The organism is Pseudomonas sp. c313 (genome assembly GCF_055407145.1).
Window position 1 is genome coordinate 13,096 of the sequence record NZ_JBUZRD010000005.1, and the last position, 24,817, is coordinate 37,912.

18 protein-coding genes, 1 pseudogene and 1 riboswitch are annotated in these 24,817 nt (G+C 60.4%); of the genes and pseudogenes, 11 read left to right on the forward strand and 8 right to left on the reverse strand.

Annotated features, from left to right (window positions below; all coding sequences use genetic code 11):
* Positions 1-45 precede the first annotated feature (45 nt).
* Positions 46-1,671 (forward strand): pyoverdine maturation tyrosinase PvdP, encoded by a 1,626-nt coding sequence (pvdP, locus tag ACZRKZ_RS16350; RefSeq protein WP_463982099.1) that lies wholly within the window; start codon positions 46-48, stop codon positions 1,669-1,671.
* A gap of 40 nt (positions 1,672-1,711) precedes the next feature.
* Here pvdP and ACZRKZ_RS16355 read toward each other — a convergent pair whose 3' ends face one another.
* From ACZRKZ_RS16355 to ACZRKZ_RS16365, 3 genes are read right to left on the reverse strand one after another with little or no spacing between them, the layout of a single operon-like run.
* On the reverse strand, positions 1,712-3,106 hold the full coding sequence (locus ACZRKZ_RS16355; RefSeq protein ID WP_463982100.1) for an efflux transporter outer membrane subunit: 1,395 nt from the start codon (positions 3,104-3,106) through the stop codon (positions 1,712-1,714).
* A gap of 7 nt (positions 3,107-3,113) precedes the next feature.
* The gene (locus ACZRKZ_RS16360; RefSeq protein ID WP_463982101.1) at positions 3,114-5,087 is read right to left on the reverse strand and encodes a MacB family efflux pump subunit; all 1,974 of its coding nucleotides are present in this window, start codon (positions 5,085-5,087) and stop codon (positions 3,114-3,116) included.
* Entirely contained in the window at positions 5,088-6,260 is a 1,173-nt protein-coding gene (locus ACZRKZ_RS16365) for an efflux RND transporter periplasmic adaptor subunit (protein ID WP_463968834.1), read from the reverse strand.
* Positions 6,261-6,563: 303 nt separating this feature from the next.
* On the opposite strand from ACZRKZ_RS16365, the gene ACZRKZ_RS16370 reads away from it, so the two are divergent.
* The 5 genes from ACZRKZ_RS16370 (at position 6,564) to ACZRKZ_RS16390 (ending at position 14,393) form a co-directional block, all read left to right on the forward strand.
* On the forward strand, positions 6,564-7,043 hold the full coding sequence (locus ACZRKZ_RS16370; protein ID WP_133101235.1) for a sigma-70 family RNA polymerase sigma factor: 480 nt from the start codon (positions 6,564-6,566) through the stop codon (positions 7,041-7,043).
* A 125-nt stretch (positions 7,044-7,168) separates the two neighbouring features.
* Positions 7,169-8,506: a lysine N(6)-hydroxylase/L-ornithine N(5)-oxygenase family protein gene (locus tag ACZRKZ_RS16375; RefSeq protein WP_463982102.1), complete on the forward strand. Its 1,338-nt coding sequence runs from the start codon at positions 7,169-7,171 to the stop codon at positions 8,504-8,506.
* Positions 8,507-9,015: 509 nt separating this feature from the next.
* Positions 9,016-9,732, forward strand: a complete 717-nt coding sequence (locus tag ACZRKZ_RS16380; protein ID WP_149413659.1) for an MgtC/SapB family protein — start codon at positions 9,016-9,018, stop codon at positions 9,730-9,732.
* A gap of 394 nt (positions 9,733-10,126) precedes the next feature.
* Positions 10,127-10,753: a response regulator gene (locus tag ACZRKZ_RS16385; RefSeq protein WP_133101191.1), complete on the forward strand. Its 627-nt coding sequence runs from the start codon at positions 10,127-10,129 to the stop codon at positions 10,751-10,753.
* Between the two features lie 43 nt (positions 10,754-10,796).
* On the forward strand, positions 10,797-14,393 hold the full coding sequence (locus ACZRKZ_RS16390) for a transporter substrate-binding domain-containing protein (protein WP_463982103.1): 3,597 nt from the start codon (positions 10,797-10,799) through the stop codon (positions 14,391-14,393).
* Positions 14,394-14,421: 28 nt separating this feature from the next.
* On the opposite strand, the gene ACZRKZ_RS16395 is transcribed toward ACZRKZ_RS16390, so the two are convergent.
* The 3 genes from ACZRKZ_RS16395 to ACZRKZ_RS16405 are packed head-to-tail and all read right to left on the reverse strand — an operon-like array spanning position 14,422 to position 17,674.
* A complete protein-coding gene (locus tag ACZRKZ_RS16395) occupies positions 14,422-15,360 on the reverse strand; it encodes an ABC transporter substrate-binding protein (RefSeq protein ID WP_463982104.1) in 939 nt (312 codons plus the stop codon).
* Positions 15,357-15,722: a (2Fe-2S) ferredoxin domain-containing protein gene (locus tag ACZRKZ_RS16400; RefSeq protein WP_463982105.1), complete on the reverse strand. Its 366-nt coding sequence runs from the start codon at positions 15,720-15,722 to the stop codon at positions 15,357-15,359. Before ACZRKZ_RS16400 ends, ACZRKZ_RS16395 begins: the two co-directional genes overlap by 4 nt.
* A complete protein-coding gene (locus ACZRKZ_RS16405) occupies positions 15,722-17,674 on the reverse strand; it encodes a TonB-dependent receptor plug domain-containing protein (protein ID WP_463982106.1) in 1,953 nt (650 codons plus the stop codon). Before ACZRKZ_RS16405 ends, ACZRKZ_RS16400 begins: the two co-directional genes overlap by 1 nt.
* Positions 17,675-17,767: 93 nt before the next feature.
* Positions 17,768-17,972, reverse strand: a riboswitch (cobalamin riboswitch).
* A gap of 119 nt (positions 17,973-18,091) precedes the next feature.
* Between ACZRKZ_RS16405 and ACZRKZ_RS16410 the strand changes: the two genes are divergently transcribed.
* From ACZRKZ_RS16410 to ACZRKZ_RS16420, 3 genes are read left to right on the forward strand one after another with little or no spacing between them, the layout of a single operon-like run.
* Positions 18,092-18,649: a histidine phosphatase family protein gene (locus ACZRKZ_RS16410; RefSeq protein ID WP_463982107.1), complete on the forward strand. Its 558-nt coding sequence runs from the start codon at positions 18,092-18,094 to the stop codon at positions 18,647-18,649.
* A gap of 56 nt (positions 18,650-18,705) precedes the next feature.
* The gene (gene cobF / locus ACZRKZ_RS16415) at positions 18,706-19,461 is read left to right on the forward strand and encodes a precorrin-6A synthase (deacetylating) (RefSeq protein ID WP_463982108.1); all 756 of its coding nucleotides are present in this window, start codon (positions 18,706-18,708) and stop codon (positions 19,459-19,461) included.
* Between the two features lie 11 nt (positions 19,462-19,472).
* Entirely contained in the window at positions 19,473-20,204 is a 732-nt protein-coding gene (locus ACZRKZ_RS16420) for an alpha/beta hydrolase (RefSeq protein ID WP_463982109.1), read from the forward strand.
* A gap of 26 nt (positions 20,205-20,230) precedes the next feature.
* Here ACZRKZ_RS16420 and ACZRKZ_RS16425 read toward each other — a convergent pair whose 3' ends face one another.
* Together ACZRKZ_RS16425 and ACZRKZ_RS16430 are read right to left on the reverse strand one after the other, a co-directional pair.
* Positions 20,231-20,797, reverse strand: a complete 567-nt coding sequence (locus ACZRKZ_RS16425; RefSeq protein WP_463968828.1) for a DcrB/PsbP domain-containing protein — start codon at positions 20,795-20,797, stop codon at positions 20,231-20,233.
* A 71-nt stretch (positions 20,798-20,868) separates the two neighbouring features.
* Positions 20,869-22,677, reverse strand: coding sequence for a monovalent cation:proton antiporter-2 (CPA2) family protein (locus ACZRKZ_RS16430; protein ID WP_463982110.1), 1,809 nt, complete (start codon positions 22,675-22,677; stop codon positions 20,869-20,871).
* Positions 22,678-22,876: 199 nt separating this feature from the next.
* Here ACZRKZ_RS16430 and ACZRKZ_RS16435 point away from each other — a divergent pair.
* Positions 22,877-23,053 (forward strand): annotated as a pseudogene (locus tag ACZRKZ_RS16435) (XRE family transcriptional regulator); the annotation flags it as partial.
* A gap of 197 nt (positions 23,054-23,250) precedes the next feature.
* Positions 23,251-24,804 (forward strand): DUF726 domain-containing protein, encoded by a 1,554-nt coding sequence (locus tag ACZRKZ_RS16440; protein ID WP_463982111.1) that lies wholly within the window; start codon positions 23,251-23,253, stop codon positions 24,802-24,804.
* The last annotated feature ends 13 nt before the right edge of the window (positions 24,805-24,817 follow it).

The window sequence follows — 24,817 nt, forward strand, 5'->3', positions numbered from 1 at the left end:
TCTAGCTTGGATAAAGCCTGCTTCAGGGCTGACACAGGTAGGACAATGACGATTTCTCGACGAGGGTTCATCGCAGGCCTGGCGCTGACGGGCGCCGCAGTGCCCGCAGCCTTTTATGCCCATCGCGAGTTGACGCGTGAAGAGTTCCCGATCACTCCGGGGGAGGCCACGGTGGATCTGGCGGACACCGCCGGCCAGCAATTGGCCGATACCCTGCGTGGCGTCTGGAGCCTGCATTTGGAAGGGCGCGACGCCGGCCTGAAAGGCCTGCCCGTCAATGGCCTGGAGTTGTTTCTCGATATTGCCCCGCGGGGTCGAGGCTTGCGCGGTTACCTGGACACCGCCGAGCAACTGCGCTCTGACGGTGAGCCGCGTTATCAGGTATTGGGTGATCTGGCGCCGGGCAATGCGGCCCTGCTGTATTGGCGCCTGATTGACCGGGAGTCGCCAGATGGCTCGCCCACCTACGAATTCAAGATGACCCTCGATGAGGTCTGGGCTGAATTTGGCAACGCCGGCAGTGGCACCCTCAGCGGGCAAATCCTGCCACTGGACCGGCCACTGGCCTTGCCCGAGCGGGACAGTCGTTTTATCGCCACCAAGCAACTGTTTCCCGAGGCTCGGGAACGTATCGGCTTGAACTCGACGTTGCTGGCCTGGCTGATTTCACCCGAACACCGCCTGTTTCATCAGCTCTGGCACGCCTCGCGGGACCAGTGGCACAACCTGTCCGAAGACAAGCGCAACGCGTTGCGAGGGATCGGCTGGCAGCCCGGCCCGCGGGACGAAGAGCGCGATGCCCGTGGCCCGCGCAAGGATCGCAACGGCTCGGGGATCGACTTTTTCTTCATGCACCGGCACATGCTCGGCGCGGCGCGCTCGATGCAGGACCTGCCATCCTGGCCGCGCTTCCCCGAGCCCCAGCCCACCCTTGAGCGTGACCGCCGGGGATTTGCCCGGTATTTCGACAACCACGACGGTTTCGCCTTGCCGCCGACCTGGCTGGCTGCCGATGACAGCGAATACACGCAGTGGGTCAGTGACATCAAGGCGGCCGAGACTTATCACGGCAACTTTCAAGTCTGGGAGTCGCAGTACCGCGACCCGCGTTATTTGGCCCGGTTGACCTTGGGGCAGTTTGGTTCAGAGGTTGAGTTGGGTCTGCATGACTGGCTGCACATGCGCTGGGCGTCGGTGCCGCGAGATCCATCCAATGGCGCGCCGGTGCCTTTCGCCCGTGATCCGGCGGACTTTGCCGCGCGTTGGTATACGGCGCAGAACGACTTTCTCGGTGATCCGTTTTCTTCCCATGTAAATCCGGTGTTCTGGCATTTTCATGGCTGGATTGATGATCGGCTTGAGGATTGGTTTCGGGCTCATGAACGGTTTCATCCGGGGGAGGTGAGTCGTCTTGAGCTCAACGGGGTGCAGTGGTTTGCACCGGGACGTTGGGTCGAGGTGGGGGACCCCTGGCTGGGGCCGGTGACTCATGGTTGCAGTACTACGCCGGGGTTGCAGATGGGCAAGTCGGTGGAGATGGACCCGGAGACTATGAAGTTGGCGTTGCGGATTACCTTTGGGGCTGAGGATAAGCTTGAGGATTTGTTTCGCAAGGTGCCCAAACGGCCTTGGTATGCGCGGCATTTGAAGGTTAAGGAACGGGTGCCTTGATGGCTGGGGTGTTGGCTACCAGGCCGCCAATGTTCCACATTCAACCCTCCCGCCACCCCCCGCCCAGCGCCTTATACAACGCAATACTCGCCCCAATCCGCGCCTGGCGCAGTTGCACATTGAGGTCCTGCGCCGCATACAGCGTGCGCTGGGTTTCCAACACGGTAAGCAAGTCTTCAGCCCCCGCCTCATAGCGACTCTGGGCGATCTGGAACGCGGTTTGCGCCTGCGTCAATTCCTCATGCTGCCACTGACGCTGTTCATCCAGGCGCCGAATGCTGCTCAGGGCTTTTTCCACATCGGCAAAACCATTGATGATCGCCCCGCGATAGGTTTGCAGTAGCTCTTCCTGACGTGCCGTGGCCTTGTCCCGCTCGGCACTGAGGCGTCCGTTATTGAAGATTGGCGCGATCAGCCCGCCTGTGAGGTTGTAGAACGGGCTGCGCAGGATGTCCGAAGCCTGGTTGGCGCCAGACCCCAGGTTCGCGGTCAACGTGACGCTGGGCAGCATGGCTGCGCGCGCGACGATGATGTCGGCCTGGGCAGCGGCCAGTTGCGCTTCGACACTGGCGATGTCCGGGCGGCGGCTGAGCAGGTTGCTGGGAATGCCGGCGGCGATGTTCGCAAAGCGCAGTTCATCGAACGACTGCGGGCTCAGGCGCAGTGCCTGTACTGGTTGGCCGAGCAGGGCGGCCAGGGTGATCAGGGCTTCTTCGGCCCGTTGCTGGACTTCAGGTAATTGTCGTTGTTGGGCCGCCACCAGGCTTTTCTGTTGCGCCAGTTCCAGGCGGGTGGCCGACCCTGCGTCGTGACGAGTCTGTACCAGCTTGAGGACGCTTTGGGCATTGGCCAGGTTCAGCTCGGCAATGCGCTGCTGTTCGCCCAGGGACAGCCGTTGGGTATAGGCCGTCGCCACGCCGCTGAGCAGGGTAAGTTCCACGGTCGCCTGGTCGAACTCACTGGCGCGAACCGCTTGTTCGGCGCTGTCCCGCGCCGCCTGTTTGCCACCCCAGAAATCGATTTCGTAAGTGGCGGTCAGGCTCGCATCGAAATAGTCCACCGCCTTGTTGTCGCTGTCAGCATCCAGTTGGCTGTAGCCGTTGCCCCGCAGCAGTTTCTGGCGGTTGGCGTTGAGCCCTCCCTTGAGTTCAGGCAGCAACGGTGCGCCGGCGATGATGGCACTGGCCTGGGCCTGGCGTACCCGGGCGACCGCACTGGCCAGGTCGTAACTGCCACTGCGGGCCTGCTCGATCAGGTGGTTGAGCTGCGGGCTGGCAAAGGTCGTCCACCATTGCTGGTTGTCCTGCAGGGCGCCGGCTTTGCTTGACATCTGCCAGGCGGGTGGCGCTTGCAGGCCGCTGTCCGGGCGCGGAGGGGGGCTGGCGCAGGCGGCCAGCAGCAGACTGGCGGCGAGGAGGGTCAGGTGCGCTTTCATAGGGCGATCATTCACTGGTAAGGGCCGTGACGGGGTCGAGCCGGGCAGCTTTTCGGGCGGGCATGAAGCCGAAGATGACTCCGGTGACGAGGGCGCAGGCAAAGGCACCGATAGCCGCCGACAACGAGAAGGCCACTGCGACGCTGCTGAGGATCAGCGCGCCGCCCACCAGCAGCGCCAGGGCGATCCCGGTGATTCCGCCGACCACCGAGAGCATCACCGCTTCGGTCAGGAACTGACGCAGGATGTCCCGCTGACGTGCGCCGGTGGCCATGCGGATGCCGATTTCCCGAGTGCGTTCGCGCACTGTCATCAGCATGATGTTCATCACGCCAATACCGCCCACCAGCAGTGAGATCGCGGCGATGGAACCGAGCATCAGCGACAGGGTGTTCTGGGTCCGGGCTTCGGCCTGTATCATCGCGGCGTTGTTGGTCAGCTCATAGTCGCGCTTGCCGTTGTGCAGGCGCAGCAGCAACTGGTCGATGGCCTGTTCGGCATCGTGCACCTTGCTCGCATCGGCGGCGGCGATCACCACGTATTCGGGGTTGTAGTTGCCGAACAGGCGAATGCTGGCGGCGTTGTAGGGGATGGCAATGCGGTTGTCGCTGTCCTTGTCGCCGGAGCTGGCGCCTTTTTCCGCCAGCACGCCGATCACCTGGAAGGGTACGTTTTCGATCAGGATGTATTGGCCGATGGGGTTGGGAATGTCTTTGAACAACTTGTCGCGAATCTTTTTGCCGATCACTGCCACGGTGGCGCCAGCACGCTCATCGGCTTCGGTGAAGTAACTGCCTTCGACCACTGGCCAATTGAAGATCGTCGGGAAATTGGTGTCGTTGCCACCGACATAGGCGGTGTGGTCGACGTTGCCGAAGCGTATGCCAGCATCGGCGCCATTGACCGGCATGATGCGCTTGACCTGGGGCAGGGCGGCGATGGCGGCGACATCGCTGAGGGTGATCACACCAGGAGGTGTGCGCGGGTTGGGCGCCGACCCGCTGACGTAGAGGATATTGGAGCCAAAGGCGCCCATTTGTGCCATCACCTGGCGCTTGCTGCCTTCGCCCACGGCGAGCATGACCACCACCGAGGCGACGCCGATGATGATCCCCAGCAGGGTCAGCGCGGTACGGAAACGGTTGATCCACATGACCCGCCAGGCAGCTTGCACGGCGTCCAGCAGTTCGGCCTTCCAGGCGCCGTTGTGTTCGGCGCCGTCGGCCAGCCGCTGGCGCAGGTCCACGGCTTGCAAGGCTCCTGGATTGGCGTTGGTGAGTGTTTTACCGGCGGTGTTGGGTGTGTCGCTGATGATCAGGCCGTCGCGGATTTCGATGATGCGCTTGGCCCGCGCCGCCACTTCCCGGTCATGGGTGATCAGGATCACCACATGGCCCTGGCTCGCCAGCTCGTCCAGCAGGCTCATCACCTCGGTACCGCTGTGGCTGTCGAGGGCGCCGGTGGGTTCGTCGGCGAGGATGATGTGGCCGCCGTTCATCAATGCACGGGCAATCGACACCCTTTGTTGCTGGCCGCCGGAAAGCTGGTGGGGGCGGTTTTCGGTGCGTCCGGCCAGCCCCAGGCGAGTAAGCAGGGCGGCGGCGCGGGCGTGGCGCTCGACGGCGGGCGTGCCGGCGTAGATCGCCGGCATCTCGACGTTTTCCTGGGCCGAGCCGGACGGGATCAGGTGATAGCCCTGGAACACGAAACCAAAGGCCTCGCGCCGCAGCCAGGCGAGTTCGTCGCTGTCCAGCTGGGCAACGTTTTCCCCGGCGAATAGGTACTCGCCCATCGTCGGGCGGTCGAGGCAGCCCAGAATGTTCATTAGGGTGGACTTGCCGGAGCCGGAGGCACCGACGATCGCCACGAATTCGCCCGCGTGGATCGACAGGTCGATGCCCCGCAGCACATCGACTTGCGGTGTATCACCGCCGCCGTAGGATTTGCGAATGTCCTTGAGTTCGATCAGCGGGGTCAACATTCAACCTCCGCTGCCGTCGGCCGGGCCAATGAGCAGGTGATCGCCTTCATTGAGGCCATCGAGGACCTGGACCCGCAGGCGGTCACTGATACCGACCCGTACTTCGCGGTCTTCGATGCGGCCGTCCTGGGTCACAACCCTGGCAATCTGGGTGTCGGCGCGGTTGCTGCCTTGCAAGGCTGCAACCGGAGCCGTCAGTACACCGGTGACCTGGTTGGCGACAAAAAACACTTGGGCGGTCATTTCTGCCATCAGTGCGTTGTCGGCGTTATCCACGTCCAGCAGCACGGTGTAGAGCACCACGCGGCCGCTGCCGCTCTTGCCGGAACTGCTGGGGCTACCGCCGCCCTGGCTGGCTTCGTTGAGGGGCTTGGGCGGTACCGGCAGGATCTGGCGTACGGTGCTGGTCCAGCGCCGATTGCCGCCGCTGAGGGTGGTGAAATAGGCCTGCATGCCGGGTTTGACGTGGCCGATATCAGCTTCCGAGACTTCCGCCCAAACGGTCATCGGCGACAGATTGGCGATGCGCAGGATCAGCGGCGTCTGTTGTTGGGTGTTGAGGGTCTGGCCTTCACGGGCGTCGAGGGCGACCACGGTGCCGGAGATGGGCGCATAGATGCGCGTGTAGCCCAGTTCGGCCTGGTCAACCCGCAGGCTGGCCTGGGCCTGGCTGATCTGGGCCTTGAACATGTCGATGCGGGCCTGTGTGGCGTCCAGTTCGGCGTGGGCCGTTTGTACGTCTTCGTCACGGGTGGCGCCGCCGGCAGCCAGGCGTTGCTGACGCTGGTATTTCTGCCGGGCCAACTGGTTCTGCGCACGTTGCTCCTGCAGTTGGGCTTGCAGGTTGGCGATGGAAAAACGCGTGGCGTCGAGCTTGGCCTGTTGGGTGGAAGGGTCGATCTCCACCAGCAGGTCGCCTTCCTTGACCTGGTCGCCCGCTTCGACATGGATCTTGCGGATCTGCCCGGAGGCTTGTGAGCCCACGTCGACGTAACGCCGCGGTTGCAGGGTGCCGAGCGCGGTAACGCTGCTTTCTATATCGCCTCGCTGCACTTGCAGGGTGGCAAATTTATCCCGTCCTGGGGGGATGAGCTGCCAGGCCGCGAAGGCTGCAACGGGGATCAGGCAAAGTGCTGCAAGCAGGGCGCGACGGGTGTGTCGAGGACGTTTCATGCACGGGTTCCAGCCAGGGAAGATCGGGCCGCGGCTCAAACGGGTAGATTTGAGTGCTGTCGAGAGGGCGACAGGCGCGGGAAGCTGTCAGGTAAACGAGAAATTCGCCCTGAAATTTAGTTGCTTACATATGCAGTTACAGCTCTGGGGAAACAATTTTGACTGTTAGTGCAAGTCTTCTTTAAATCTATATGAGAATTACTATAAATTACGCATGTTCAAACTGCCATCACTGCATTGCATTGACAGTGGTCTTCACGCTTAAAGGGTCATAAGCCGCCATCAATGCGGTCGGGAGTCATGTTGGAAAGCTACTATCGCGAGCTGATATGTTTCCTCAACGCCAAGCTGGGCAACCGTCAGGTGGCCGAGGATGTGGTGCATGACGCCTATGTCCGGGTACTTGAGCGCGCCAGCGATACACCGATCGAGCAACCCCGCGCCTTCCTTTATCGCACCGCCCTGAACCTGGTGATCGACGGCCATCGGCGCAACACCCTGCGCCAGGCAGAGCCTTTGGAGGTGCTGGACAGTGACGAGCGCTTTTTCAGCCCCTCTCCACAAGTCAGCCTCGACCACCGTCAACGCCTGGACATGCTCGGCAGCGCCCTGGCCGAGTTGTCGCCGCCGTGTCGCGACAGCTTCCTTTTGCGCAAGCTTGAGGGCTTGTCCCATCTGCAAATCGCCGAACGCCTCAACCTTTCCCGCAGCGTGGTGGAAAAACATATCGTCAACGCCATGAAGCATTGCCGGGTACGGATGCGCGAGTGGGACAGCCACTGAACCGTCGCTGTTAAATTTCTTTTCATTGTCCTCGTTTCCTATCAACACACGACCTGTTGTTCTGCCTACAGGTCTCTGAGGTTTTCCCGCCCCACTGCTCCGGGGCTTATCCAGAGGACACTGGAATGACACAGGCAATTGCATCGCCCGCGGTTCACGACCTGATCGGTATCGGTTTTGGCCCTTCGAACCTGGCGCTGGCCATCGCCCTGCAAGAGCGAGAGAAGGCCCAGGGCAAGCTGGACGTGCTGTTTCTCGACAAGCAGGCCGACTACCGCTGGCACGGCAATACCCTGGTAAGCCAGAGTGAACTGCAGATTTCCTTCCTCAAGGACTTGGTCACCCTGCGCAATCCCACCAGCCCCTATTCCTTCGTCAACTACCTCAAGGCTCACGGCCGCTTGGTGGACTTTATCAACCTGGGCACGTTTTACCCATGCCGCATGGAGTACAACGACTACCTGCGCTGGGTCTCCGGGCAGTTTGGCGAACAAAGCCGCTATGGCGAGGAAGTGCTGGCCATCGAGCCGATCCTGCACCAACAGCAGGTTGAAGCACTGCGAGTGATCTCCCGTGATGCCCAGGGCGAACAGCTGGTTCGCACCGCTCGCTCGGTGGTGGTCAGTGCCGGCGGTACCCCGCGAATTCCCGAGGCGTTCAGGTCGCTCAAGGATGACGGGCGGGTGTTCCATCATTCCCAATACCTGGCGCGTATGGCCCAGCAGCCGTGTGTCGACGGCAAGCCGATGCGCATTGCGATCATCGGCGGCGGGCAGAGCGCGGCCGAGGCCTTTATCGACCTCAATGACAGTTTTCCGTCGGTGCAGGTCGACATAATCCTGCGCGGCTCGGCGTTGAAACCGGCGGATGACAGCCCGTTCGTCAACGAGGTGTTTTCCCCGGAGTTCACCGACCTGGTATTCCAGCAGGCCAGCAGCGAGCGTGAGCGCCTGGTCAATGAGTACCACAACACCAACTATTCAGTGGTGGACCTGGACTTGATCGAGCGGATCTACGGGATTTTCTATCGCCAAAAAGTCTCTGGCATTGCCCGCCATGCGTTCCGTACCCTCACCACCGTGGAAAAAACCAGCGCCGGGCCTTTGGGTGTCGAGTTGGTGTTGCGTCATAACGCGACCGGGGAAACCAGCCTGAATCACTATGATGCGGTGGTGTTGGCGACCGGGTATGAGCGGCAGATGCATCGCCAGTTGCTGGCGCCGCTTGAGACGTACATGGGTGACTTTGAGGTCAGCCGCGATTACCGGGTGGTGACCGATGAACGGTGCAAGGCGGGGATCTATATGCAGGGGTTTAGCCAGGCCAGTCATGGCTTGAGTGATACGTTGCTGTCGATATTGCCGATTCGGGCGGATGAGATTGCGGCTTCGTTGTATGAGCATGATCGTAGTCGCGGGCAGGGGCGGTCGATGCGGGATTTGTTGCTCGCGACGGCCAGCTGATAGCGAAAACTGTAGGAACCAGGAGGGCGCCTGGTTCCTGCAGACGTGCTACCTGAACCCTTCCTGAAGAATCTTCTTATTCCCCATACGGAAACTTTCCTACGGTTTACTCTCCAGAAAACGGGGCGTAAGCTTCGCGCGTTTTTATCAATAGCGGAGACCCTCAGTGGGTACTTGTTCGAGTGACAGTTGTCGGCCGGTCTCGGTAACCGGCACATTCTCGGCAAGATAACGCGCATATCCCATGCCGTTGTCTCGCCGAATAAGCGAGCAGCGGCATCCCGGTAGCGGCCATTCCAGGCCTGCACCCCGACGTCCCTCTCATCGACGCTGAACAGTCCGTGACTCATCTCACGGGACTACGGACGCGCCTGTCGTTTGCGACAGGCGGGCCAAGCCTGCCGTGCCCGTGTTCCTGCCGCTGATTCTGTTGGCCTACATGGCGCTGACCCTGGCGGTGAAAGGCTTTTACATCCGCCGGTTTGGCTGGCAATAAATGGAGATTTCTGATGCAAGCCATCAACAACATTAACCTCAATTCCTTGATCGATACTCTGGTCAGCCTCAGCGCCGCGTTCATCCTCGGCGGGCTGATCGGTTTTGAGCGTCAGTACCGCCAGCGCACAGCGGGCCTGCGCACCAACGTGCTGGTGGCGGTGGGGGCGGCAATTTTCGTCGACATGGCCAACCGCCTGGGCGGTGCCGAAGGCGCTGTGCGGGTGGTCGCCTACGTGGTGTCCGGCATCGGCTTTCTTGGCGCCGGGGTCATCATGCGCGAGGAAGGCAATGTGCGTGGGCTCAATACCGCAGCCACGCTGTGGGCCTCGGCGGCCGTGGGGGCTTGCGCCGGTGCCGACCTGATCCTTGAAGCGTTGCTCGGCACGTTGTTTGTACTGGCGGCCAATACCTTGTTGCGGCCGATCGTCAACAATATCAACCGCCAGCCGCTGGATGTGGTGTCTGCCGAGGTCACCAACGTCCTTTACGTGATCGCCCGGCGTACTCAGCAAAAGGCCGTGCTGGCGTTGCTGGAGGCGGAACTGGCGCGCTGTAACTACCCGGCCAGTGATGTCGACGTGCGGCCATTTGGTAGTGATGAGGTGGAAATCGAAGCCACCCTGGCGGTGACGTCGGTAGATGGGGATGAACTGGATGCGCTGGTAGCGCGCATTTCCACGTCGACACTGGTAGTTCAAGCGTTCTGGAGCCCCAGCACTACCGAGTAGCCTTCGTCCCTCAACCCCACCCCACCCAACAGCAGTTTTTTACCATGTCGCGGGGCCACGCGCCCTGCCTCCCACCTGGTGAGTCAGCAACGTTGACTATATTTTTGTGAGGAGAAGTCCTACAAGCCACTAGGACTTGCCCTTCAGTTGAAGCGTCCCTTCATTGCTAATGTTGCGCCCTTGCACCTAGTCGGGATTGAAGGTGCTGTCTTTTCAAGAACCGGGGCCAGGCGTATCTGAGTTGTTCCTGTTTATACAGCGCCGCTCGTCGGAACTGTGATTTCTCACAGGTAGATAGGCCCCGCGTGATGTGCAAGGGTACTGGCACCTTGATGAAATGATCGAGTCGTCGGTAATGGAATCAATCAGGGTGGTGTCTTCCCAGGGGAGTCGCATGAGCAAAGCGTTAATAGTGGATGATCATCCGTTCATTCGTGCAACCGTTAAGTATCTGTTGAAGCAGGAAGGCTTCGACAAGATTTTTGAGGCGGGCAATGGCGCTGACGCCATGCAGATCGCCAGGGAGGAGCGGCCGGACCTGGTCATCCTCGACTTGGCCATGCCCAAGCTGGGTGGGCTGGAGGTGATCAGCCGGATCAAGGCGCTGGGCCTGCCGTGCAAAATCCTGGTGTTGACCTCCTACCTGGCAGTGTTTTTCTCAACGCGCTGCATGCGTGCTGGTGCGATGGGCTTTGTCGCAAAAACCGGCGAGTTGGATGAGCTGCAAAAAGCCATCAAGGCCGTCATGTCCAACTACAGTTGCTTTCCCAGCCTGCCCACAAGCTCTGTGCGCCGGGATGACTTGCAATCCACCGAGCAACAACTGGTGGCTGCATTGTCGGACCGTGAGTTGACGGTGTTGCAGAAACTGGCCCTTGGCCTGGGCAACAAGGATATCGCTGAGGATATGCTGTTGAGCCACAAGACCATCAGCACCTATAAAACCCGATTGAAGGAGAAACTGCGCATGTCGTCGGTGGTGCACTTGTCCAAGTTCGCCCAGCGCAACCATCTGATCTGAAATGTCAGTTTCCTTGGGCCGGTGGTTCACAGCATTCTTGTTGATGAGCCTGTTATCCACCGCGGGCTTGGCCTTTGGCGAACCACGGTCCCTGCATTTACTGGGGCACTCCTACTTTGACGGTCAGCCGGTGACCCTGGGTGAGTCGCACTGGCGTTGGTTGCGAGAGCGGCGCACGTTGGTGATGGGGGTCTCCGGCCCTGATTATGCGCCGTTTGATTTGACTAACAATAATGGTGACCTAGAGGGCATTACTGCCGATTACGCAGGGCTGATCGCCCAGGCCTTGAACGTCACGGTCCTGGTTCGGTGCTACGACAGTCGCAATGAGGTGATCGCGGCGCTCAAGCGCGGCGAGGTGGACTTTCTGGGATCGGCTAACGGTTATGAGGCGGCGGACCCGCAGCTTGTATTATCGCGTTCGTATGCCAACGACCAACCGACGCTAGTGACGCGCATGGATGACAGCCAGGCCCTGAGCCCCGACTTGGCGGGCAAGCGCTTGGCGATGCTCTATCACTACATGCAACCGGCGGCGGTAGAGGCGTTTTACCCCAACGCTAGGTTGCAACTTTTCCCGTCGACCTTCGAAGCCATTGGCGCTGTTGCGTTCGGCCAGGCGGATGTCTACCTGGGGGATGCGATCAGCACCAATTACCTGATCATTAAAAACCACCTCAATAACGTACGCATGGCCGACTTTTCTACACTGGAGGTCAATCCTTTCGCTTTCGCATTCTCGCGCGACAACACCCGACTGCTGGGCATCGTCAATGCGGCGCTGCAAGTGATCCCGGTCAGCGAGCAAATGGAGATCCTGCGCCGCTGGAGCGCTGGCAATCTCGGTTTTATCGGCAAGGCCCGCCTGCGCCTGAGTGCCAGTGAACAGCGCTGGCTGGACAAGCATCCGCGGGTAAAGGTGGCGGTGCTCGACGAGTTTGTGCCGATTTCATTTTTCAACGAACAGGGCCAGTTTCAGGGCTTGAGTGCGGAGGTCCTGGCCCAGGTCAGCTTGCGTACCGGGCTGAAGTTCGATGTGGTGCGCGGCGGCTCGCTTCCCTGGCAAGTTGATCAGGTCAACGCTGGCGCTGTCGAGATGATGGGGGTTATCACCCCCAGCATGGAGCGCGAAGAGAAGATACGTTTTACCCGCCCGTACCTGACCAACCCCTTCGTGCTGGTCAGTCGCAGCGGCACAGGCAATCCGCTCACACTGGAGGACATGCCGAGCAAGCGCCTTGCGATGATTGGTGGCAACGTCCTGCGTGAAAGAATTACCCAGGATTATCCCGGCATAAAGTTCGTGGAGGTGCAGAGCCCCGTGCAGGCCATGGAGCTGGTGGCCAGCGGCGAGGCTGATGCGGCGCTCAGCTCGCTAATCAGCGCCCGCTACGTAATTGCCCGTCAGTACCGTGACCGTTTGCGTGTGACCAGCACGGTTGGCTCGCAGCCTGCCCGCATCACTTTTGGGGTCAACCGCAGCCAACTGGAGCTGTACTCGATCCTTGACAAGGCGCTATTGAGCATTACACCTCAGGAAATGGATGAGTTGACCAATCGCTGGCGCACTGAAGTAGTCATCGAAGACGGCTACTGGTCACAGCACCGTAATACGATCATCCAGGTTTTTTCCCTGGCTGCACTGCTCTTGCTGGTGACGTTGGGCTGGGTGATCTACCTGCGCAGCCTGATTCGCAAGCGAGCCCAGGCCGAGCGAGCCCTGAGTGATCAGATGCGTTTTATGAGCGTACTGATCGACGGCACCCCGCATCCGATTTATGTTCGTGATCGCCTGGGGCGGCTGATGGCCTGTAACAGCGCTTACCTTGAGGTGTTCGGCTTCAAGCTTGAAAACGTGATCGGCAAGACGGTAGTTGAGACCGATACGGGCAACCCGCCCCAGGCCCAGTCCTATCATGAGGACTACCTGCGGCTGATGGAGCAGGGAGAGCCGCAGATACACGACCGTGTACTCAAGGCTCCAGGTGGCGCGACCTTGACCATTTACCACTGGATGCTGCCGTACCGTGACGGTGACGAAAAGGTGGTGGGCATGATTGCTGGCTGGGTGGATGTCAGCGAACGTCAGCGTTTGCTGGGGCAATTGCAGGAGGCCATGGAGGGCGCCGACGCCGCCAACCGGGCCAAGACCACCTTCCTGGCAACCATGAGCCACGAGATTCGCACCCCCATGAATGCGGTTATTGGCATGATCGAACTGGCCCTGAAAAACGCCGAACAGGGCCGGGTAGACCGCGATGCCCTGGAAGTGGCGTCCGATGCGTCGAGGGGCATGCTGGAGTTGATCGGCGATATTCTCGACATTGCACGCATCGAATCCGGGCACCTGTCCTTGACCCTGGAGCCCTCGAACTTGCATGAATTGCTGAAATCAACGGCGCGAATTTTCGAGGGCCTGGCGCGGGCCAAAGGCTTGTCGCTGCAGGTGGAGCTAGATCCGCTGATTGATCGTCCTGTGCTGATTGACCCGCAGCGTTTCAAACAGGTGGTATCCAACCTCTTGAGCAACGCCATCAAGTTCACCAGCAGCGGCCAGGTTCGGCTCAGTGCCCAGGGGGCGCCGGCCGTTGCCAGCGGTTACTTGAGCCTGAAGTTATGGGTGGAGGACACGGGGATTGGCATCAGCGCCGACGACCAGGCGCGGCTGTTCAACCCCTTTGTTCAGGGCCGCAACACCGAACAGGCGGCCCGCAGCGGTTCTGGCCTGGGACTGGTGATCAGCCGCAGCCTGTGCGAGATGATGGGCGGTCAACTACAACTGAGCAGTGTCGTTGGGCAGGGCACGCGGGTCGACGTGACGTTATCGTTGGCAGCTACTGTTTCACCGCCCACCCCGGCGGTATCGGCTACCCCGCAAACATCTGCGGCCCATGTATTGAATATTCTGGTGGTGGACGACTATCCCGCCAACCGCTTGCTGCTCGCCCGACAACTGAGCTTTCTCGGGCATAGGATCAGTACCGCCGAGGACGGTATTCAGGGCCTTGAGCGCTGGCAAGAGGAGTGCTTTGATGGCGTCATCACCGATTGCAACATGCCGTTTAAAAATGGCTACGAGTTGGCGCGGGATATTCGCAGGCAAGAGCAGGCCAAAGGTCTGGCCCCCTGTTTGTTATTGGGCTTTACCGCCAACGCTCAGCCTGAGGAAGTGGACCTGTGCCTGCAGGCCGGAATGGACGGTTGCCTGTTTAAACCCTCCGGCCTTGAGGACCTGCGCGCGGCGCTGGCTTCACGTACCGGGATGCCCTCGGTTGCCGAGCCCTTTGAGCCCGAGCCGCTAGCGAATATTGATTTGAGCCACCTGGTAAAGTTGACAGGCGCTGACACCCAGGCGCTTAAAGAGCTGCTGGCCCCATTGCTCGACAGTTTGCAGGTGGACCACGGGTTACTGCCGCAACTGCTGCGCACGCAGGATTTCCCCAGGTTGCATGACCTGGCCCACAGGGCCAAGGGCGGTGCTCGTATGGTCAACGCGCAGGCATTGACGCGCTGCTGTGAGGTATTGGAGAAGGCCTGTGAACAGCAGGATCGTGAGGCACTGGCGCCTGCGGTTGAAGGTGTATCTGAGGCTATCGACCACCTGCTTCACACTCTATTGACCTATTGCAATCAGCATTGACTGGTATGCGAACCTGGTTTTCAGTCGTTCAGAGAGTTGGGGATAACTCCTGGCGCATGTCCCTGAACTGCCGCGCCAGTCCCAGCACCACATTGGCGCTGCCAACCGTGGGTACCAGGTGGGTAAACGGGATATCGATCATGCGGTTTTCCCGAACCGCCCGCAGGCGCGACAACACTGGGTCTGTGGTCAGCAATTGGCGCTTGCGGCTGGCGGGGGACCACAGGGCATCGGCCAGCAGGATTACGTCCGGGTCGCTCATTAACAAGGTTTCACTGTTCACCGTCACCCGGTATTGGTTGATCCCGGCAAACAGATTACGCGCCCCGGCGGCGGCCAACAGGGCCGTGACGAAACCGCGCCGGCCTTCGCTGTCCAGGCCGTTAACTTCGCTGTCCAGGTAGAACACTGACAACGGTTTGCCAGGCCCGATCAACGCCTGGGCGCTGGCCAGGTCGGCGTCCATGGCGTCGCTCAGTACCTGGGCCCTTTGCTGTTTATGCAACAGGGCGCCGAGGGTCTGCAGGTCGTTGCGGATATGTTCGAAAAAATCCAGCGAGTGCCCGTCGCACGCCGACTCCAGCAGGTACGACGCCGCACCATTGCCGGCAAGGCCTGTGCGGGAGGTGACGCCATTGCCGAACGCGCTGGCGAAACCACCGACCACCAGATCGGGTTTTTGCGCGTACAACACTTCACTGGACGGGTACCTGCGAGCAATCACCGGCACGCCGAAATACTTACCGTGCGGGTTCGCCGTACCGTTGTCGTCCAGGTACGCCACACCCACCAGCGCCGGGCCTGCGTCCAACGCCAGCAGCATATCGGCGGCGTGCTGGTTGAGGGCCACGATACGCGATAGCGGCAAGTGGGGCAGGGGCCAGGCCTGGCCACAGTTGCGGTAACCATCGGCCAGGGAAGGCATCACCCAGAGCAGTGCACTCAGCAGCCACCACGTGCGCTTCATGGGCGCTCCTTGATCAGCAAGTCGTCGACGATCTCACCGCCCACCAGATGCACATCAACCAGGCGCAGCACGTCCGCTTCATTGCGCACGTGATACCAGCATGTGTCCGGGTATACCGTCAGCACCGGCCCCAGGTTACAGGGGAACTGGCAGTGAGTACGGGTCAGCAATACGCCGTCCGGCGTCTCGATGCGCTCGTGCTTAAGCAACCGCCGGCGCAGCGTTTTCCACAACTGCAAGGCCCCGCGCTTGACACAGCGCGGGCCGGTACACAAGAACACATGGTGGGCGTGCCTGGGTATGTGTGACCAGTCCGGGTGCGTCTCCACCTCGTCGTGAACACTGGGCTCAGTCTCGGTCATCAAAAGCGATACGTATAACGCACCTCCGAGGTAAACGGCCGACCGAGGTTGTCGACGTTGCTGGAGCGGCTGGTGACGTAGTCGCGGTCGAACAGGTTTTCCACCAACAGGCTCAGGCGATGCTGGTGCGCGCTATCCAGGTAACGATAGGCGTCGGCGTCCACCACCGAGTAGTGGCCATATTCGACTTTTTTCGAGCTAATAACATCGCGAATATAACGGATCGCACCTCCGGCCCCCCACAGTTTACTTTCCGATTCATAGCCAATGCGCGAACGGGCGAAGAAGCCTGGGATGTCATTGATAGTGACACCCGTGCGGGACTCGGTGAGGTTGCGGGTCATGTCTGCCTGCACGCTCCATTGATTGTTGAGTTGCAGCTTGGCATCCGCCTCGAAGCCGCGCATCTGAACCTGGCCCTGGACGTTGACCCACTGGATGTCGTCCATGCTGATCAGGTCGGTGATCTTGCGTCGGAACACCGTGGCGCTGGCGCTGAACTCGCGGCCCAGCAGGCTGCCCTTGTAGTCGATACCCAACTCGGCGTTGCGGCTTTTTTCCGGTTTGAGGTTGCGATTGCCCTTTTCGTCATCCTCGTTGGCGAACAGTTGCTCGGCATTGGGCAGTTTGTAGGCGCTGCCGTATTGGCCGCGCAATTGCCAGTTGTCGGTGAGGTCGTAGAGCGAGGTGAGCATGCCGACGGTGGCGCTGTCGCCACCGTCGATAGCTTCGTGACGAATGCCGATGCTGGGGTGCCAGTCGGGCAGGGCGTCGATCTTCGGCCGTAACTGGGTGTAGAGCGCGTGAGCTTGGGCCTTGTTGTTGTCGATGATCAGCACATCATCCTGGCCCTTGAACCATTGGTTATCGGAGCCGAACACCAGCACGTGGCCACCTTGCAACTCGGCCTTGCCTTCGGTTTGCACACCCCAGTCGGTAAAGCCCCAATAGTCGTTGTGGTTGCGCACCCAGCTGCCGCCGTTGGTTGTGTTGTTGACCCGCGAGTATCGCGTGTCCCAGTCATTGATATGCCCTTTGACGAAGTAACTCAGACGTTCGTTGATGCTTTGCTCGAAGGTCGCCGTGGCGATCTGTTGCACCCGGTCATTGGTGGTCTTGCGATTGTTGGTGGCCCTGGCGAAATCCAGGTTGGCATCGGCGTATTGGTAAAACAGTTCCAGCCGTGAATCGTCGCCAAAGGACTGGATCGCCTTGGCGCCGAAGGTGGTGACTTCGTAGGAGCGTTTCTTGTCGGTGACGTTGCTCATGTCGCTGTTGCGAAACGGCTGGTAGCCCTCGGAGATGTTGTGGCTGACGTAGGCCAGCAGGCCCAGGTCGCCGAAACCGTTGCTGAAAATCCGCTCGGTGCGGGCATCGCCGGTAGTCCCGCCGAAGGTGTCGACTCCCAGATTCACCTCACCGGAGGCGTCACGCGTCTGCGGGCTGCGGGTGACGATATTGATCACGCCCGCCACCGCCTGGGTGCCAAACAGCAAGCTTTGCCCGCCCTTGAGCACTTCGATGCGCTCCACGGCGTTGGCCGGCAAGGTGTCCAGGTACAGGCCGCCGTACAGGCGATTGTTCAGGCGTACGCCGTCCAGCAGGATCAAGGTGTCGTCATTGCGCCCACCCAGCAACGAGTAGGTGCCGTAGTCGAACGGGCCGTTTTTTGGCGCTATGTAGAAGCCGGGAATGAACATCTGCATGGCGCGGGTGATGTCGGCGCTGGGGCCGGCGCGTTCGATCTGTTCGCGAGTGACGATCTCGACCTTGCTGCCGTATTGCGCCATGTCGGCGACGGTAGTGGACTCTACCGAGGGGGCGGAAACGATCTGCTGCTTGAGTTCAAGGGCGTTGCCATCGGCGAGCAGCAGGGGGCTGAACAGGCAACCCAGGAGCAGGGTCGGGGTAGTCGCATAGGCGCGTTGAAAACAGGAGCATTGAAAAATCATAGTCTTCTCGAAAAGTTTCTTTCGCAGAAGCACGCAGGAGAAGGTACCGAGCACACGCCAATACCGGCCCATGCCCGCCCACCGCAGGATTTTGCCAAACAGATACTCCAGGCCGGTCTCCGGGCTCACGCGTCTGGAACCCTTCACCTTCCCATGGCGGTTTGGCCACAGTGGTGTGTCGAAGAGGTCACGCGTATACCGTTGCGGGGGCAGCACCGGACTTGCTCGGATGAGCGTACCGGTTTCCCGTTTCACCCCATGCACGGCGGCATGAGGCACCTGAAACAGGGCAGCATCTGAACATTCGCAAGTCCGCTCGTCAACTTGGCGGGGAAATTTGCGAACAATTGGCTTGTCAGGCAAGGGGCTGGCGCAGTATTGACTGCACACGTGATTCCCACACCAGAGGAGAAGGGGATGCAGGCCACACGTTTGACCCTTGTTTGCCACGCCACGACGCCGTATCAGAAACGCGGTCAATTCCCTATCGACCAGTCTCTGGAGATGGATTGGCGGCAGGTGCCGTTATCGCTGGCCGGGCGTTTCAAGAAAAACCTGCGCCTGCTCTGTGGTCCTGAAGCCCGAACCCGGCAAACGGCAACGTTGTTCGGCAACGGCGCAAAGGTCGATGAAGCCTTGCGCGATGGTGATTTCGGCAGTTGGCAGGGCCAGGACCTCGACGAGGTCGACCGCGACGAGTTGATGACCTGGCTTACCGACAGCACCAGCGCCCCTCATGGTGGCGAGTCGGTGCAACAGGTCTGCAAGCGGGTAGGGCAGTGGATGCAAACCCTCGAAGCTAATCCAGGACACGTGGTGGCGGTGACCCATCCCTTCATCATCCGTGCTGCCTTGCTGCACGTCATGCAATGTCCGATCGCGATGTTCTATCTGATCGACGTGGAGCCGCTGTCATCCACCGAGCTGCGTTTCAACGGTGTCTGGCGCCTGCGCCTGGAAACTCACGCCTCGTAGCCGGAACATGGCAAAATCGCCGCCCCGCATTGAGAACACCTCATGAAGACTTTCCCATGAAGAGCATCCTGATCATCGGCATTGGCGCCGGCAACCCCGACTACATCACCATGCAGGCGGTCAAGGCGCTCAACCGCACCGACGTGTTTTTCCTGATGGACAAGGGCCAGAGCAAGGACAAGCTGATCGACCTGCGTCGGGAAATCTGCGAGACCTATATCACCGATCACGACTACCGCTTTGTCGAGGCTGATTGCCCCGAGCGAGTACGCGGTGAAATCGACTACACCACCGCTGTGCAGGACCTGAATCGCGACAAGCAGCAGACCTTTGAGCGGATGATCAACGAACAAATGGCCGATGGTGAAGTGGGCGCATTCCTGGCGTGGGGCGACCCGGCGCTGTACGACAGCACCATCCGCATCCTCCAGGCAATCCTCGCCACTGGCCGCTGTGAATTCGAGTTCGAAGTCATCCCCGGCATCACCAGCGTCCAGGCCCTGGCGGCCCAGCACAAAGTGCCGCTGAACCGCATCGGCCGGTCCATCGAGATCACCACAGGTCGCCGGTTGGCGGCGGGGCAGGTCAGTGACGCCGATACGTTGGTGGTGATGCTCGATGCAGAGGACTCCTACCGCACCGTGGCGGACAAGGACATGGATATCTATTGGGGCGCCTACCTCGGTACGCCGGACGAGATCCTCATCAGCGGCAAGGTGGCTGAGGTTGCCGATGAAATTGAGCGTGTGCGCAAGGCGGCGCGCCAGGCCAACGGCTGGATCATGGACACTTATTTGCTGCGCAAGCCTTGAGGTTGATCCCCATGTTCAAACTGATCGTCTTGGCGCTGACGTTGTGTGCGGGTGCCGCCCACGGCCAATCTGCCCTGCACACGGATTTGCCGCTGTCGTACCTGGAGCAGACTCAAAGTGATTCACGCAACCAGCCCCTGGTGATTTTTCTCCATGGGTTTGGCAGCAATGAGCAGGACCTTTTCGGTCTCAGGGATGAACTGCCGTCGACCTGGAGCTACCTGTCAGTTCGAGCACCGGGAACGGTGGATGAGGATGGCTATCGCTGGTTTCGCAAGACGCCCGGCAATGGCGACTACGATGGCGAGACCGTCGATTTGCAGAGCAGCGCACGGCTGATCGAGGACTTTGTCGCCCAGGCCACGGCCAAGTATCACACCCAGAGCGACCGAGTATTCCTGGTGGGGTTCAGCCAGGGAGCGATCATGTCGTACGAGGTGGGCTTACGGCAGCCGCAAATGCTGCGGGGGATCGCGGCGTTGAGTGGCAGCGTGTTGCCGGTGCTCAAGGCTCAGCTCAAGACTCAGTTCAAGCCGGATGAGCAACTGGGCAAGCTGGCGATTTTTATCGGCCATGGCACGTTGGACCAAGCGTTGCCGTATGCCTCGGCCACGCGGGCCAATGAGGTGTTGTCGGGCCTGGGGCTGAAACCGGAGTTTCATGGTTATCCGGGCATGACCCATACCATCAGTAATGCCGAAGTGCAGGACCTGAAGAACTGGCTCCAAAAGAGCCTGCCCTAAACAAAGCGATAGCCGTGGAAATCGGCTTACTTGCCGCCCGTAATCTGCTTCACCAACACGCCATGTCCCTTGGCATCATCGGCCCGGGAAATCGCCTGGATTACCAGCAGGTGATTGCCGGAGCCGGCGAAGAATGTCGAGGTCAGGGTCTTGCCGCCCCCCATGGTCGCCGTGCTGTCAACCTGACGCATGCCCAAGCCCTTGAGGACCAGCTTTATTTCGCCCAGTTTCTTGAAGTCTGGCAGGGTGGCGCTTTGCTCCTTGACGAATCCAGTCACCGCGCCGTCGAGAAATTGCGGGTCGTTGTCCTTGATGGTGATGCCGTCATTACGCAGGGTCTCGGCCACGATCACCACGCTTTTGCCCGCCTGGTTGGTGTACATCGTGCCGCTGGCGCCCGCGGTGCCGTGGGCTTCATCGCCGGCCGGCAGTGCATCGGCGGTGTAGGCCTTGGGCAGGCCGAAGGTGAATTTGCCGTCCAGGGTGGAGATGGTCTGGCCGGCTGGCTTGTCGGCGGCGAACACTTGGCAGGCGCCCAAGCTTGCGGTCAGCGCGAGCGCCAAGAAGGCTGCGGTCTTGGTGAGGGTGGCCATGAAGCTCTCCAGGAAAGAACGAAGTTGCGCCGTATTCTGTCAGAAATTCGCAATGTCGTTCATGTCCATCCTCACGCCTTGTCGGACTCTTCCTCCAACCGATCCATCTCAAACAACCGCGCCAGTTCCGCGCGGGACTCCTGAGCGGACTGCATGACCTTGGCCGCGTCGTCGTACACCGCATGCTGGACGGCCAGCAGTTGCAGGTCGTGGTTCTTGAAGCGGTTGATCCGCGCATCGGCCTGGGTTTGGCTCAGGCCTAGTCCCACCAGGGTACGACGACTCATTTCCAGGCTGGAGTAGAACGTCTCGCGTACTGGTGACGCGTCCAGGTCCACCAGGCGATGGACGTGCTGGCGGTTACGGGCGCGGGCGATGATCTTCATGTGCGGGTACAGACTGCGCACCAGTTCGGCGGTCTTGATGTTGATCTCGGGATCATCCATGGCAATCACGAAAAACTCCGCCTGGTCGACCTTGGCCGCATGGAGGATTTCCGGGCGCTGTGGGTCGCCGTAGAACACCGGCATGCCGCCAAAACTGCGGGTCAGCTCGATAGTTTCCACCGAGGTGTCGAGGGCGATAAACGAAATGTTTTGTGCTCGCAGGATACGCGCCACGATCTGCCCCATGCGGCCCATGCCGGCGATCACCACCCGTGGCGCATCGCTCTCGATGGCGCGGTATTCCTCGGGTACTTTGACGGTTTTGCTCTTGGGTTTGAACAGTTTCGGGCACAGCAGCAACAGCAACGGGGTCAGGGCCATGGACAGGGTGATGGTCAGCACCAGGATGTCGTAGAGCCGCGGTTCGAACAGGCCCTGGTCGCGGCCGATCTTGAACACCACGAAGGCGAACTCACCGCCTGCGGCCAGCACCACGCCCAGGCGCAGTGCACTTTCGCGATTGAGACCACCCGCCAGTTGGCCGATGCAAAACAGCAGCGGCAGCTTGATGGCGATCAGCAGCAGGGTCAGCCCCAGCACGACGATCGGCGCGCTGAACAATAGGCTGATATTGGCGCCCATGCCGACGCTAATAAAAAACAGCCCCAGCAACAGCCCCTTGAACGGTTCGATCTGGGATTCCAGTTCGTGGCGGTATTCCGAGTCAGCCAGCAAGAGGCCTGCGAGGAACGCGCCCAAGGCCATGGACACGCCCACCAGCTCCATCAACCATGCCGTGCCGATCACCACCAGCAGGGCCGTTGCGGTGGACACTTCTCGCAGCCCGGTCTTGGCGACGATGCGAAACACCGGTCGCAACAGATAACGACCGCCAATGATCACCACGACGATGCTGCCCAATACCTGCAAGCCGTGGTTCAGGTCCTGGGCGGCGGTAGTGGTGTGATTGTTGCCAGCGAGCAGCGGCACCATGGCGATCAGCGGGATCGCCGCGATGTCCTGAAACAGCAGAATGGCAAACGCCAGGCGGCCATGGGGTTGGTTCAGTTCCTTGCGTTCGGCCAGGCTTTGCAGGCCGAAGGCAGTGGAGGACAAGGCCAGGCCCAGACCCAGTACAATGGCGCTGTTCCACGACTGGCCAAACACCCACAGCGCTAGCACGCCGATGACCGTCCCGGTGATCACCACCTGGGCCAGGCCGACGCCGAACACCGCCTTGCGCATCACCCATAAACGTTTGGGCGAAAGCTCCAGACCAATGATGAACAGCAGCAACACCACCCCTAACTCAGAAAACTGGCTGACACTTTGCGGGTTGCCCACCAGTCCCAGCACCGACGGGCCAATGATCACCCCGGCCAGCAGATAGCCCAGTACCGCGCCCAATTGCAGGCGCTTGGCCAAGGGTACGGTGAGCACCGCGGCGAACAGGAACACCACGGCCGCTTGTAACAGGTTGCCTTCATGGGGCATTGCTTACTCCAGGATCTTTTTCGAATCAACAGAGCGCTATTAGAACGCTTTTTTACATTTTGAAATCTGAATTTTTGCAGAGAAAAGACATGGGTTAGCCAGCGTTCGCTGGGGACAATCCTGCTCTGTTATCACTGCAAACACATCGCTGGCATCCTGAAGCACGCCCTGGCGACAGTGGTCCGGGGCAGATGAGCCAGAGGAGAGTCTGGCCAAGGTACTGAATATCAACCAAGCGGCTGTTTCAAAAATGGAACGACGCACCGACATGTACATCAGCACCCTGCGTAACTACATCCGTGCCATGGGTGGCGAGTTGGAGATTGTCGCGACCTTTCCTGACGGTCAGGTAAAGATCGAGAACTTTGCCAGTTGAGTCGTTCAGCGTTACCGGCGTCTCTCAGCATCAGTGGAGGATGCTAGAGAACTGAATATCGGAACAAAATCCCTGATTTATGGCATGCCTGCCCATGTGTATGGACAGAGGGTTCCTTAACCCACCGAGGTTTTCACATTGCCTCAACCCACCCTTTGCTACTATCGCCCTCCACCGTCATCAGGAGTTACCGCCCCATGCAACACCAGTGGGATGAAATGCACCGCACCCGCAAGCCCACGTTCGTCCTGTGCGGCGAGCCCCAAGGTGATGTGCTCAATCTCTACGTCCACGGTTACTCGGCCTTCTTCAATCAGCAACAGCTGGGCAACTTCAAGGCGCAACTGGCGACCATCGAAGGCTCGACCAACCTGATGCTGTTCTGGCCGGCGGGGCATTTCCTGGAAAACCTGTTTGCGCCGTTCAAGGACGTCATCGCTTCCATGCTCGGCGGCGGCACCCTGGGCGCGGCGACCATTGGCTTGGGCAAGGCGATTGCCTATTTTCTCGACCACTACAAAAGCGTCGAAGCCCGGGTTGATGAAGTCGCCAAAAGCCTGCTGCCCGAATTGGCCAACTACCTGCACGGCGAGTCTATCCAGGTGCAGAAAATCAACCTGATTGGCCATTCGCTGGGTGCGCGGTTGTTGGTCAAGAGTTTGTTGGCAAGCCCCGAACTGGCCCGTGAACTGCCGTTGAACAACCTCTTGTTGATGGGCGGGGCGATCTGCACTTCCAGCCCCTGGGACCAGGTGTCGGCGCCGCTGAAGGGCCGGGTGATCAACTGCCACTCCAGCAAGGACTGGGCGCTGGCGCTCAAGCCGGATGCCGAGCGGTGCATCGGCCGTTATGCGATCCCGTTGACCCCGGCCCTCAAGGACAAGGTGGCCAACGTGCACTTGACCACCTTTGATCACGCTGCCTACTGGCCACAATTGAAGACAGTGGTGCAATACACCGACCTGCTGCAGGAGCGCCGTGGCATGATCCGCGCCGATCAGCGTAGTAGCGAGGTGCGGTTTGCCGAGGAGGATGTCGACCTGTTCCCGCTGCTGGTGCAGGCGCGGCCGGATGAACTGAAGTTTCTTGCCGAATTAATGGCGCAAAAACACAGTGCGTCCATCGATGTCAGCGTGCGCGAGCCGCTGAAACTGGCCGTGGAGTTGCAGCGCATGGGTGGCGACAGTTTCATGAACCTGGCGCGGGGCCATGGCGTCAGCTATCGCGAAATGGCCCAGGACGTGGTCCAGCGAGTGGGGGTCAAGTTTGACCAGCCCCTCGACAGCGTGGCCCTCACGGCCCTTGAAGAGCGGGTCGCCGAAACCTTGATCGAGCAGTATAAGGACAAGCTCAGCCTGGCCGACCGCAAGGTCTTCGAGGCCGAACTCAAGGCGGCTGCGCAAAAGGAACAGGGTTTTTTCAATCGCTTCGATGTCGGGCGCTCGGCCACCACGGCCTTGAGTGGTACGGCGCTGGCCGGGTTGACCGGTTTTATCCTGCGCCGGGGCGCGGCTACGGCAATTCCGGTGGTGGGGCAGGCGCTGGCGGCAGCGATGTTGTTGGTGAGTGGGGTGCGGGCGTTTTCCGGGCCGGCGTATTCCATCACCACCCTGGCGGTGCTGGTGCTCGGGGTGATTCGTCAGCGCCTGGAGCGCGAGGCGCTGAATCAAGAGATGGACCTGGTGGTTAAGGTGGTGGAGGCGTTTGATCTGCCCAGGGAAACGGTGATGCGTACGGTCTCGTCTGACTGATAAGCTGCGCCCT